General features: G+C 73.2%; 13 protein-coding genes. 4 read left to right on the top strand and 9 right to left on the bottom strand.

Annotation, left to right across the window (positions count from 1 at the left end):
• The first annotated feature begins 119 nt into the window (after positions 1–119).
• Positions 120–830, top strand: a complete 711-nt coding sequence (locus ACIBEF_RS31530) for a helix-turn-helix domain-containing protein (protein ID WP_396797043.1) — start codon at positions 120–122, stop codon at positions 828–830.
• Here ACIBEF_RS31530 and ACIBEF_RS31525 read toward each other — a convergent pair.
• A complete protein-coding gene (locus ACIBEF_RS31525) occupies positions 812–1,390 on the bottom strand; it encodes a dihydrofolate reductase family protein (protein ID WP_355009065.1) in 579 nt (192 codons plus the stop codon). The genes ACIBEF_RS31530 and ACIBEF_RS31525 overlap by 19 nt on opposite strands.
• A gap of 306 nt (positions 1,391–1,696) precedes the next feature.
• On the opposite strand from ACIBEF_RS31525, the gene ACIBEF_RS31520 reads away from it, so the two are divergent.
• Positions 1,697–2,728: a poly(3-hydroxybutyrate) depolymerase gene (locus ACIBEF_RS31520; protein ID WP_396797041.1), complete on the top strand. Its 1,032-nt coding sequence runs from the start codon at positions 1,697–1,699 to the stop codon at positions 2,726–2,728.
• Between the two features lie 27 nt (positions 2,729–2,755).
• On the opposite strand, the gene ACIBEF_RS31515 is transcribed toward ACIBEF_RS31520, so the two are convergent.
• The 8 genes from ACIBEF_RS31515 to ACIBEF_RS31480 form a co-directional block, all read right to left on the bottom strand.
• Entirely contained in the window at positions 2,756–4,177 is a 1,422-nt protein-coding gene (locus ACIBEF_RS31515) for a DUF6297 family protein (RefSeq protein WP_396797039.1), read from the bottom strand.
• Positions 4,174–4,797, bottom strand: coding sequence for an ABC transporter ATP-binding protein (locus tag ACIBEF_RS31510; RefSeq protein WP_112602474.1), 624 nt, complete (start codon positions 4,795–4,797; stop codon positions 4,174–4,176). The genes ACIBEF_RS31515 and ACIBEF_RS31510 overlap by 4 nt, the downstream gene beginning before the upstream one ends.
• Positions 4,798–4,837: 40 nt before the next feature.
• Complete coding sequence (locus tag ACIBEF_RS31505; protein ID WP_396797037.1) at positions 4,838–6,607, bottom strand: hypothetical protein; 1,770 nt, start codon at positions 6,605–6,607, stop codon at positions 4,838–4,840.
• Positions 6,608–7,217: 610 nt separating this feature from the next.
• A complete protein-coding gene (locus ACIBEF_RS31500; protein ID WP_396797036.1) occupies positions 7,218–7,802 on the bottom strand; it encodes a hypothetical protein in 585 nt (194 codons plus the stop codon).
• Complete coding sequence (locus tag ACIBEF_RS31495) at positions 7,799–9,214, bottom strand: extracellular solute-binding protein (protein WP_396797034.1); 1,416 nt, start codon at positions 9,212–9,214, stop codon at positions 7,799–7,801. Before ACIBEF_RS31495 ends, ACIBEF_RS31500 begins: the two co-directional genes overlap by 4 nt.
• Positions 9,211–9,339: a hypothetical protein gene (locus ACIBEF_RS31490; protein ID WP_396797033.1), complete on the bottom strand. Its 129-nt coding sequence runs from the start codon at positions 9,337–9,339 to the stop codon at positions 9,211–9,213. Before ACIBEF_RS31490 ends, ACIBEF_RS31495 begins: the two co-directional genes overlap by 4 nt.
• Before the next feature lie 4 nt (positions 9,340–9,343).
• Positions 9,344–9,841 (bottom strand): ATP-binding cassette domain-containing protein, encoded by a 498-nt coding sequence (locus ACIBEF_RS31485; protein WP_396797031.1) that lies wholly within the window; start codon positions 9,839–9,841, stop codon positions 9,344–9,346.
• Positions 9,842–9,933: 92 nt separating this feature from the next.
• The gene (locus ACIBEF_RS31480; protein WP_396797030.1) at positions 9,934–10,911 is read right to left on the bottom strand and encodes a helix-turn-helix transcriptional regulator; all 978 of its coding nucleotides are present in this window, start codon (positions 10,909–10,911) and stop codon (positions 9,934–9,936) included.
• Between the two features lie 44 nt (positions 10,912–10,955).
• On the opposite strand from ACIBEF_RS31480, the gene ACIBEF_RS31475 reads away from it, so the two are divergent.
• Both ACIBEF_RS31475 and ACIBEF_RS31470 read left to right on the top strand, forming a co-directional pair.
• On the top strand, positions 10,956–11,435 hold the full coding sequence (locus ACIBEF_RS31475; protein ID WP_396797029.1) for a hypothetical protein: 480 nt from the start codon (positions 10,956–10,958) through the stop codon (positions 11,433–11,435).
• On the top strand, positions 11,435–11,893 hold the full coding sequence (locus tag ACIBEF_RS31470; RefSeq protein WP_355009057.1) for a hypothetical protein: 459 nt from the start codon (positions 11,435–11,437) through the stop codon (positions 11,891–11,893). The genes ACIBEF_RS31475 and ACIBEF_RS31470 overlap by 1 nt, the downstream gene beginning before the upstream one ends.
• The last annotated feature ends 88 nt before the right edge of the window (positions 11,894–11,981 follow it).

Here is an 11,981-nt window from a genome sequence, read left to right as displayed (position 1 = left end):
GCGGCGCCAGCACAGCCCACTCATGGTTCGTCAGATCGCCTCGTGCCACACAGGCCTAACGAGCGAGATTCATGATCCGCGAGACAGAACCTAGTGCCATCCCGCGTATCCTTGGCCAGGTGGGACTGCGCTTCGAGACGCGCGGGTCCGACTCGCCATGGGTCGACACCGTGTGGACCTGCACGAGCGAGCAGGTCACCGCGATGACGTCCGTGGCGGGGGTGCGCTGGGGCCTGGTGTTCTGGGAGCAGGCTGGCCGGGCGTACGCGAGCATCACCGGTCCCGAGACCCGCACCGGCACGGCGCCGGTGCCGCACGGCGCGACCTTCACCGGCATCGAGTTCGCCGTGGGTACCTCGTTGCGGGCCGTGCCCACGCCGACGCTGGTCGACGGCGGCATCGAGCTTCCCGACACCACGCGCCGGACGTTCCGGCTGGACGGCGCGCGCTGGGAGACGCCCGGCCCCGACGACGCCGAAGCCTTGGTCGACAGCCTCGTCCGGGCCGGGACCGTGGTCCGTGACCCGCTCGTCGCCGAGCTGCTGCGGGGCCACGGTTCGGTCGTCTCGGCGCGTACCGTCGAACGCCGGTTCCGCGCCGCGACCGGGCTGACGCGCGGCGCGGTCCGGCAGATCGAGCGGGCCCGCGCGTCGGCGGAGCTGCTGGCTGGCGGAGACCCGGCCGCCGACGTGGTCGCCAAGCTCGACTACTTCGACGAGCCGCACCTGGCCAGGGCACTGCGCCGCTACCTCGGACGTACCGTTCGGCAGCTACGCGAGGGCACGGGCGGCGCTGTCGCCCTCGACCTCGGTCAGCGCTTGACGTCGTAGATCACTTTGAGGATCCCGTTCGGGTAGCTCTCCGACTCCCGCAGCGTCAGCATGTGCTTGTCGCGGTCGGCCCGGCCGAACAGGCCCTTGCCGGCACCGAGCAGCACGGGGAAGACGAGCAGGTTGTACCGGTCGATCAGCCCCTCATCGGACAGCCGCCGGGCCAGCTCCGCGCTGCCGTGGATGAAGATCGCTCCGCCCTCGCCCTGCTTGAGCGCGGCGATGTCCCCGGTCGAGCGCAGGATCGTGGTCGGCCCCCACCCGTCGACGAGCGCGTCGTCGGACAGCGTGCTCGACACCACGTACTTGGGTAGCTCCTTGTAGTCGGCGTGGTCCTCCGAACCGGGCCAGACCCGCGCGAACGCCTCGTAGCTGCGGCGGCCGAACATCAACGCCGTCGTGTCGGCGAGCTCCTCGCCCTTCAGCGACCAGGCCTCCGGGACGAACTCGAGGTCCTTGAACACCCAACCGCCGCTGCGGTGCTCCTCACCCGGCCCGCCGCCGGGCGAGTCGACGACGCCGTCGAGCGACATGAAACCGGTGTAGACCAGGTCGCGCATTGTGTTGTCTCCTCAGGCTTGGAAGCGGGTTGCCGGGTCCACGGTAGATCGCTGACGTGGCGCTGTCTTGGACGGAAGCGACAGCCGGTCCGAACCCGCCGCCGGATCTGGTGGCGCCGCGATCAGGCTCCGGGCTCCATGATCGCCGCGCTCGACACCTTCAGCGGTCCTGAGCGCCGGGAGTGGGTGCCGGGGACATTCCAGCGGTGGCGGACGTGTCGGTTTCCGTCATATCTGGTGTGGTCTATGTCACGGTAGCTTCGGCGCACGCCGACGCCCCAGTCGGCGCTGCCGAGGAGACCGCTCATGCCCACACCGCTGAAAGCCGCCACCACCCTCGCGGCCGCGCTCCTGCTGATCCTGACCGCGGCGGCACCCGCCCACGCCGCCAACCCCGCCACCGTGCCCCCGGTCTCCGGGTCGCTGAACACCTACAACGTCTCCGGCGTCTATGTTGCCGGCGTCTCCTCCGGTGGCTACATGGCCACCCAACTGCACGTCGCCTACTCGTCCCGGATCAGGGGAGCGGCCGTCTTCGCCGCCGGGCCCTACTACTGCTCCCAGAACACCGTCGCCCAGGCGCTCAACGGCTGCGGCGACAACCGGTATTCGACGAACGTGTCCGCGCTGCAGGCGTACACCCGGACCTGGGCGTCGTACGGCTGGGTCGACCCGGTCGGCAACCTCTCCGGCGATCCGGTGTACGTGTTCCACGGCGGCAACGACACCACTGTCAAGAAGTCCGTCACCGACGACCTGGTCCGGTACTACCAGCACTTCGGGGCCAGCGTGCAGTACGACAGCGGCTCCGCCGCCGGTCACTCCTGGGTCACGCCGTACGGCACGCTCGGGTGCGTGGCGACCGCATCGCCGTACCTCAACGACTGCGGTGCGGACCCACAGAACACGCTGCTGCGCAAGCTGCTCGGCGGAGTGAACGCGCCGAACACCGGAGGGCTCGGCGGCTCGCTCATCCGGTTCAGCCAGAACACCTTCGCGGTCAACGGCTGGGCCAACGGGTTGAGCATGGATGCCAACGGCTTCGCCTACGTCCCGTCGGCGTGCGCGGCAGGCCAGTCGTGCCGTCTCCTCGTCGCCCTGCACGGCTGCGCGCAGGGCGTCGGCGCGGTGGGCACGGCGTTCGTCGACCGGGCCAACCTCAACCAGTACGCCGACACCAACAACCTGATCGTCCTGTACCCGCAGGCAGGTGCCTCCCTCAGCAACCCGAACGGCTGCTGGGACTGGTGGGGTTACCTCGGCGCGACCAACTTCCCGATCAAGGGCGGCGCGCAGATCGAGACCATCATGAACATGGTCCGCCGACTGGACGGCTGATCGCCCTGGGCTGGCCGGGAGGACCGGTCAGCCCAGGAACAGCTGGACGAGGACCAGCACGGCGAGCAGCGCCGGCCCCCGTGACCCCTGCCGTAGCAGGTCGACCGGGATCATCCCGAACGGCGTGTTCACCGTCGCGCCGCCGTAGTCGATCGGCGGGCGGGTGCCGGCCCGGAACGCGGCGGCCACCACCCCCAGCGCCAGCGTCGGCGCCAGCCAGGCCGGGCCCGGGTCGACGGTCGGCAGGGTCAGCAACCACCACACGCCCGCGCCGACAGCCGGCACCACCACGTGGATCCCGCGCAGCAGGTTGTCGCTGCCACCGAGCGCCCGGCGCAGCCCGGGTGAGCGGCTGACCGACCGCAGACCGCCGGTCAGCCGATTGGCGGCGAGGTACGCGAACACCACCTGCGCGGCACCGGCCAACCCGGGCAGGGCGAGCGCGGCAGCGTACTGCACCCCGATCAGCGCCGCCCAGATCAGCACGGCGCTCGGGTGGCGGCGCAACCGGCGTACGTCGGCCTGGAGCAGCGCCCACCAGCCGGGGCCGGGCCGGAACCGGCGGCTGCGAACCCGGCCGATCCGGCGCCAGCGGCGGCTCTCCACCAGGCCGGCGAGCAGGCTCGGATCCAGCAGGATCGTGGCCGTGGCGGCGGCGTTGGCGAACTGCGCGCCGGTGGTCAGGGTGGCCCGGTCGACCCGGGGCAGCGCGCGTACCGCCAGGATCACTCCCACGCCCACGAGCGGCACCGCGGCGGCGAACAACGCGACGGTCGGCGTCGTCGCCGGCCGGGACAGGCCGTCGCCGAGGCGACCGACGAGCACCACCAGGGCGGTGATCACGGCCGCAGCCACCATCGGCACCGCCCCGACCACCGTCGGCCAGCGCCGCCCCGACCGACTGCCCTGGGCGACGACACTGAGCGCCAGCGCGGCCGCGCCCCACCCGGCGCCGGCCGCCGCCGCCCAGCCCAGGGCGGACGGTTCGCTGACCCCACCGAGCGCCGCCACTGCCACTCCGAGCGCGGCGGTGCCGGCCGCCGAGCCCAGCAGCAACAGGACGAAACGGGGCGCCAACCAGGCCCGTCGGTCGATCGGCGCGCTGGTCGCCCAGCTCTGCGTCGCCGGCGTGACCAGCAGCGGGCCGAGCGCGCGCAGACCACGCCAGGCCAGCCCCGCGCCCGCCAGCAGCGCGGCGACCGCCAGCCACCACCGCACGCCCGGCTCGGCCTGACCCACGGTGGGGGAGTCCAGCAGGTCACGGCTGGCGCTGATCGCGAACCAGCCGTACATGCCCACGAACAGGACCATGACGTACGCGTCGCCGAGCACGTCACCGAGGGAATGGTCGTGGTGCCGGCTGCGTGCCTTGCGCAGGTGCGTTCGCACCTGCCGCGCGGTCGGCACCCCGACCGGCGTGTCGGCGATCGTGGCCGGCGCGGCGGTCACTTGCCGATCTCGATGCGCTCGTCGACCACCGCGTCGATCAGCTCCGGGTCGTGCGAGGCCAACAGCACCGCCGTGCCCGCCGCCCGTTCCCGCAGGAGCCGGTCGGCGAGCCACTGTCGCCCGCGGACGTCGAGCCGCTGCTCGGGCTCGTCCAGGATCAGCACCCGGCGGGGCCGGACGAAACAGGACGCCAGCGCCAGCCGGCGGCGCTGGCCGCTGGACAGCGTCACCGGCAGCTGGTCGCGGGCCGGCTCCAGACCCAGCTCGGCGAGGACCTCCTCGACCGGCTCGGCGTCACCCCCGTGGGCGTACGCGACAAGCTCCAGGTGCTCGACCACCGACAGGTCGGGAAAGAAGTCGATGTCGTCCAGGGCGGCGGCCACCAGCGCCCGCACCTGAGGATCGGTCTCGTCGGCCCGGCGACCCTGCACCAGCACCTCACCCGCGTCCGGCCGGTCAGCGCCGACGACACACCGCAGCAGGGTCGTCTTGCCGCTGCCGTTCGGGCCCAGGACCACCGCGATCCGGCCCGCCGGGAGCGTGAAGCTCACCTCGTCGAGCACGACCAGGTTGCCGAAGTTGCGACTGAGTCCCCGTACCGAGAGCGCGTCCACGATCACAGAGTCTCCCAGAGCCACGCCACCGACCAACCCGAGCGACCTACGTCACCCGGCTGTCGGCGTCGTTGTCCAGTCGGGCGTCGGCGGCGGCCAGCCCTTGGGCGTCGGCGACCTCCTCGGCCACCGCCGCCGCGTCCGCCCAGTGCCGCCGCGCGTCGGCCTGGTCGCCCAGCGCGGAGCAGGCGTCACCCAGGTAGAGCAGGGTACGCGCCAGCCCGGCTGTCGGCCGGGTCTCCTCGCGCAGCCGGCGGCTCTCGGCCAGCAGCTCGTACGCCGTGCGCGCCTGCCCCGGGGTGCTGCTCAGCAGCGTCGCCCCGGCGTTGAGCAGCGCCGTTGCCCGGCTGGTCGGGTCGTTGACCGACTCGTACTCGCGCAGTGCGGCCCGCCACGCCTGGGCGGCGTCCAGGTGCGCGCCGAGCGCCGCGTGCACCAGCACCAGGTTCGTCAGCGCCGCCGCGTACCCGCGCGCGTCACCCACCGACCGGAACGTGTTGGCCGCCCGCACCAGGTGGTGGTGCGCGGTGTCCGGTTCGCCCCGGGCCAGTTGGGCCGCGCCCAGGCCCAGTTCGGTGAGGGCGTGCCCGGCCCGGTCGGCGCCGGAGCGGTGGCGGCGCGACATCTCGAGGTGCTCCACCGCGTCGTCGAGCTGCCCCAGGTCGAGCAGGGCCAGACCGAGGTTCATCCGCGCCTGGGCGTTGCCCCGCCGCCCCCGCTCGTTGACCGCGAGGGTGAGCGCCGCCGCCGCCCCCTGTGGGTCGTGCCGGCGTCGACGCAGCACCCCCAACTCGTTGTGCGCCCACCCGGCGATCTCCGGACGGTCGTCGGCGGTCGGGGTGGCCAGCACGGTGCGGCAGACCTGCTCCCACTCGTCGAGCCGCTCGGCGTGCGCCAGCCACCCACACAGCGCCACCGCCAACCGGAACCACCACCGGCGTACCCGGCGGGGCAGGGTCTCCTTCGCGCCGGCCGGCACCCGCACCACCGCCAGCAGCAGCTCCTGGTGCAGGTCGAACCAGCCGTACGGGTCGTCGTCCAGCGGCAGCGACCACTCCCGGTCGGGTGGGGAGCCGGGCACCGCCAGGTTCGCCGCGTGTCGTTCGGCCCGACGGGCCAGGTGCCGGGTCAGCCGAGCCTGCGCGGCGACCCGGGCCCGGACCGGATCCGCGTCCCGCAGGTGCAGCCGGGCGCTGCCGGCCAGCAGGGGGCGGATCTCGTACCGGTCGCCGGGCGCGCCGACCACGAACGCCGCCGCGGCCAACCGGTCGAGCAGTGCCGTCACCAGCTCGGGGTGCCGTCCGGCCAGCGCGGCGATGGTGGGCCGGTCCACCGGGGCGGGGACCAGCGACATCAGCCGGTACAACCGTCGGGCCTGGCGAGGCAGCACCCGGTACGCGATGTCCCGTTCGGTGACCAGGCGGGCCGCCGGTGAGACGGCGAGCCGCTGGTGCGGTGGCGTCTGCACCGCGCGGCGCACCGCGTCCAGCACGTCGGAGTGCCGCCAGCCGTGCTGAGCGGTGCGGTAACCGAGCGCCCGGACGGTCCGCGGTTGCCGCCCGCACAGGTCGACGATCTCGCGTACCGCCGGGTCGGTGCGCGGGTCGGCGCGACGGACCCGGGCGGCGGGCGCGGCCCCACCCGCCGTCGCGAACAGCTCCACCGCCTCGGACGTGCCCGGTTCGGCGATCCAGTGCGCGACCACACCCTCCAGACCGACCAGCGCCGGACCACCGGCGAGCAACAGGCGGCAGGTGCGCGCGGTGGGCGGCAACAGGGGCCGCACCTGGTCGGGACGGTCGACGTTGTCCAGCACCAGCACGATCTTGCGACCGTCGAGCTGACCGCGCAGCGCGTCGGCGGCGGCGGTGAGCGCGTCCGGCCGGCCGGAGGTCGGGGGGCGGTGCCCAGGATCCGGGCCAGCGCGGTGAGCACCTGCCGGGCCGAGCGGGGTCGGCCGCGCCGCCGCAGGTCCAGGTAGTACTGACCGTCGGGGAACTCCTCCCGGCACTCGTTCGCGGCCTGCACAGCGCACGCGGAGGTGCCCACCGCACGTCGGCCCAGAACCGCGACCGCGTGCTCCCGGGTGAGCAGACCGACCAGGGCGTCGACGTGCTCCTCACGACCGGTGAACTCGGCCGTGTAGGGCAGGTTGGGAGCCCCGGCGGCCGGGGTGGTGAGCACCTCCGTCGGCTCGGGGTCGACCTCCCGGCCGGTCCGGCGGCGGCGCACCTCGTACACCACGTAACCGACGACGCCGCCGGAGGCCAGGACGACGGTCACCGGCCCGAGCACGCTGGCCGCCAGCTCGGAGAGGACATTGCCGGCCAGATTGCTGGCCACGTTGGCGAGGACACTGCCGACCACGCCGCCGATCGCGATCAGCGCCGGCCAGCGTGAGCCGCCGCGCGCACCACCCGGCCCGGTCACCGCACGCCCCCGGAGACGAGCCCGGCGACCAGGTGCCGCCGCGAGAGGACCACCAGCACCACCGGCAGCACCGAGGCGAGCACCGAGCTGGCGGCCAGCGCGCCACTGTTGCTCACGAAACTGCGGGTCTGCTCGGCCAGGAACGGCCCGAGCGGCGAGGACCCCGACGCGCTGAACAGCCGCCCCACCACCAGGTCGTTCCAGACCTGGACGAACTCCAGCACGGACACCGCCACCACCGCCGACAGGTTGTGCCGGGCCAACCGGCGCAGGGTGTGCCACCACCGACGCCCGCCCAACCGGGCATCGCGGACCTGCTCCACCGGCAGGTCCGCGAACGCGTTGCGCAGCACCAGCACCGCGAAGGGCACGCCCAGCGCGATGTGCACCAGGGCCAGGCCCTGGGCCGTACCGGAGGAGAGCACCAGGCCCAGCACCTCGTTGACCGGCCCGGCGATGACCTGGATCGGCACGACGCTGGCCGCCAGCAGCAGCAGCCCGGTGGCCTGCGCGGCCGGCCCGGTCAACCAGGCCAACGGGTACGCGGCCAGCAGCGCCACCACCAGCACCGTGGCGGTCACCGCGGTGCCCGCCGAGCAGCACCGCGGCCGGCAGCAGCAGGGCCGACGTGGCCCCCGCCGCCGGATAGGCCCGACCACGCCGGGCTGGACCGACGTCGTCGAGGCCCGCCAGCTCGCCGAGGACCCGCACCTGGCTCATCGGCCGCCCCCGCGCTGCGGGCCGCGGAGGCGAGCAGGCCGGTGGCCCGGCGGATCGCCTCGCCGGCGCGGACCCCGTCGGTGACGTCGGCGAAGAAGCCCTGCATGATCCGCCAGATGCCGACCCCGTCCGAGCCGGTGAACGCCCCGCGCAGTTGGTCGGACAGGTCGAAACGCAGGGTGCCGGGGGCCCGCATCTCCGTGGCGAGTTGCTTGCCGACGCCGTCGGTGTAGCTGGCGATCGAGACGTTGGTGTTGGGCGAGAGGTAACCGCCTTCGCGGAGCCACGGTTGGAACGAGTCGGCCCTGGCCAGCCATTCGACCAACTCGACCCCGCCCCGGGCGTCGGCGAACGCCACTGCCGCGTCCCCACCCACGATCAGGGGACCGCCGCCCGGGTGGGTGCCCGGGAACCGGAACGTGACAGGTCCCTCCGGGCCGCGTCGGAACGGACGTACGACGTCGGCGGTGAAGTCGGCTCCGAGAAGCATCACCGCCCGCTTCGTGTGCACCACCTGGATCACCGACTCCTCGTACTGGGTGAGCAGGGCACGACGGCCGCCACCGACGAACGCGCCCCCGATGCTCCACAGGCCGGCGAGGCGGTCCAGGGCGTCGCGTACCGGCTTGTCCTGCCAGTCGGCGCCCTGTTGGGCGAGGGCGTAGTAGCTCCCGGGCGCCATGTCGGCCAGCACGTTCTCGAACCAGTCGGTGAGGACCCAGCCGTCCGCGGCGCCGATGGCCAGGGGCGCCGGACCGCCGTCGCGTCGGGCACCCGCGGCCAGCTCCCTGGTCTGGCGGAGCAGGTCGTCCCACGTGGTCGGCGGCGCGGGCAGCACGGAGGGCAGGTGCCAGACCAGCGACTTGTGCGCCGCCTTGACCCAGACGCCGTAACGTTCGCCCTCGGTCATCAGCAGATCGCTCAGCTCGACGCGCACGGCGTAGTCGGTGGATGGGCGCACCGGGCTCAGCCAGCCGCGCTGGGCGTACTCGGTAACCAGGCCGGGGCGGGGCAGGATCGCCACGTCCGGGCTGGTGCCGGCGAGGTGTCGGGCGCGCAGGAACGCGTCGATGTCGTTGCCGGCGCTGATCACCTGCACCGGGGCGGGATAGCCGGCGACGACCTCGCGGAACCGGTCCAGCTCGCTGGTGCTCCACACCACAGCGACCTGCACCGACCGGGTTCCGCCGGAGCAGCCGGCGGCCAGGGCGGTGGCGCCCGCGGCGGTGGCGCGCAGCAGCGTACGGCGACCCACCCGGGCGGCTGGCCTCATCGGCCCGCCTCGCTCGGCTCGGTGACCAGCTCGTGCCGCACCGGTATCTCGGCCAGGGTGGCCGGGTCGGCGGTGCAGACCAGCACCGCCACCCCGGGGGCGTCCGGCGGCGAGAGGCGAGGCATCAGGTCACCGAGGCGGCTGTCGCCCGCCGAACCGGCCGGCAGGTCGACGACCAGCACCTCCGGCAGGCAGGCCGCCGCTCGGGAGCGCCACCCGGAACCGCTGGGCGTCGGAGATCTGGTGCGGCAGCAGGGCGAGGGAGAGCGCCAATTCGAGTCGGTCGACCACTGTGGCCGTCCAGTCGTTGGCCACCTCGTGCACTCGTTCGCGTTTGCGCTGGCCGTACTCGATGTTGCGCCGCACGGTGAGCTGCGGCAGCAGCGCGCCACCGGCGGGCACGTAGCCGATCTGCCGGCGCGGCGGCGGCAGGCTGGTGACGTCCCGGTCGCCGACGAGGACGCGACCGGTCACCGGCGGGGCCAGCCCGGCCAGCACCCGGGCGACCGCCGTGCCGAACCGGGGCGGCGCCACCAGGGCGGTGAGTGTGCCGGCGGGAACGTCGAGGGTCACCGGCCCGGTGCCGGGAACGGCGACCAGTGCGCGTAGCCGTAACGTGGCCCTCACCTCCGGTGACCATTGATGACCGTCCCAGGGTGGCACACCGTGCCGACAACCGACGCCCCCGACTTTTCCACTGTGGAGACGGTCGGGGCTGTTCAGGCGGGGGAGTAGAGCGCGGCGAGCCCGGCCGCCGTGGCGGCCAGCCGTTCGCGCAGCGCCACCGGGGTCAGCACCTCGACGTCGGCACCGAGGCGCAACAGGTCACCGTGGGCGTGGGTGAGCGACTCGATGGGCAGCACCGCTGTCACCCACCCCCGCGCGTCCGGTGGCCCGGCGCTGGTGTCCATCGCTGTCACCACGGGATCGCTGCCGATCTCACGCAACCGCTCCCGCCCGGCGGGGGAGAGCCGAACGCGGGCCTCGTCGCGGTGCAGTCGGGCCCGGAACTGCACCACGTGCGCCCGCCACCAGGACGGCAGGTCGAAGTCGGCCGGGCGGTCGAACTCCTGCGCCAGCGGGGTCAACGCGAGGATTTGGTTGACCCGGTAGGTCGCCGGCGCGCCGCGGCCGGGCTGGTCGGCCACCACATACCAACGGCCGCCCTTGAGGACCAGGCCGTACGGCTCCAGGACCCGGGTCACCTCGCCGTTCCAACCGCGGTAGCGCACCTCGACGCGGTGCTGCCGCCAGACCGCCTCGGCCGTGCGGGCCAGCTCGGGGGAGGCGTCGCCGTCGGCGTACCACCCAGGGGTGTCCAGGTGGAAGCGTTGTTGCAGTCGGGTCGCCCGGTCGCGCAGCGGCGCGGGGAGCGCGGCGTGCAGCTTGAGTCGCAGCGCCGCCACCACGTCGCCGTAGCCCAACTCGTCGGCGGGGCCGGGCAGGCCGGCGAGGAACAGCCGGTCGGCCTCCTCGGCGGTCAGCCCGGTGAGTCGGGTCCGCCAACCGTCGACCAGTTGGTAGCCACCGGCGTGCCCGGCCTCGCCGTAGAGCGGGATGCCGGCGGCGTGCAGCGACTCGACGTCCCGGTAGATGGTGCGGGGGGAGACGGCCAACCGCTCGGCGAGTTGCGCGGCGGTCAACCGCCCGTGCGACTGGAGCAGCAGCAGGACGGAGAGAAGTCGAGAGGCCCGCACTTCACTGACACTAGTTGTCAGGGGACCCGTCCTACCGTCCCGGCATGGCATTTCGCGACAAGGAACTACGAACGCCCGGGCCAGTGCTGATCGGCGGCCGGCACCTCAAGCGCTACCACATGGACCAGCCGGAGCGGCCCATCGAACCCGAGGTGGAGAAGGCCGCGTACGACCTGCTGCCCGACCTGCTGGCAGACGTCGTCGACGACGGCACCCCGGCCGCCGGGTGGGTGGTGCTGCACCGGGGCGCGGACACCGGCGCCTATCTGCTGGCGTACACCTGGGTGTGGGACAACGCGCTGGAGATCCGTGTCGCCGCGGCCGGGCAGCCGGCGCTGGACTGTCCCGACGACGACCCGGCACACTTCGTCCACCTAGGCCGCCCGGCGGTGGGCTGCGTCTGGGAGTTGGCGGTTCTGGAACACGAGCGGGCCGCCTGGGTCCGGCACATGCTGCTGCCGGAGAGCCCGAATCTGACCGACTATCTGCGTGACACGCGAGCGGAAGGGCCGGTGGGCCGCTGATGGGCGACTTCGACTTCTTTGTGGGCACCTGGAACGTGGTCAACCGGCGGCTGCGCAAGCGGCTGGTCGGCTCCGACGAGTGGGAGGAGTTCCCCGGGGTGTCGGTGGCGCACGGCTTCTTCGCCGGCGGCGGTCACTTCGACGAGATCACGTTCCCGACCAAGGGCTCCGCCGGCGCCACGATCCGGGTCTTCGATCCGGCCCGGCAGGAGTGGTCGATCTACTGGACGAGCAGCGACACCGGGGTGCTGGGGCTGCCGCCGATGGTGGGCCGCTTCGTCGACGGGGTCGGCCACTTCTACGCCGACGACCAGCACGAGGGGCGTCCGGTCCGGTGCCGGTTCATCTGGTCGGGCATCAGCGCGACCACCGCGCGGTGGGAGCAGGCGTTCTCGGTCGACGGGGAACAGACCTGGGAGACCAACTGGATCATGGAGTTCACCCGAGCATCGGACTAGACGAGTAAGTCCTAACGACCCCGGGGTGTGGGCATAGACGAAGGGTGTTGAAGATCTGTTTGTGACGACAGACCTCAACACCCTTCTG

Source organism: Micromonospora sp. NPDC050795 (assembly GCF_044456785.1).
Classification (GTDB): domain Bacteria; phylum Actinomycetota; class Actinomycetes; order Mycobacteriales; family Micromonosporaceae; genus Micromonospora.
The sequence above is the reverse complement of the archived record's forward strand: the minus strand, read 5'-3'. Positions and strand labels throughout refer to the sequence as shown.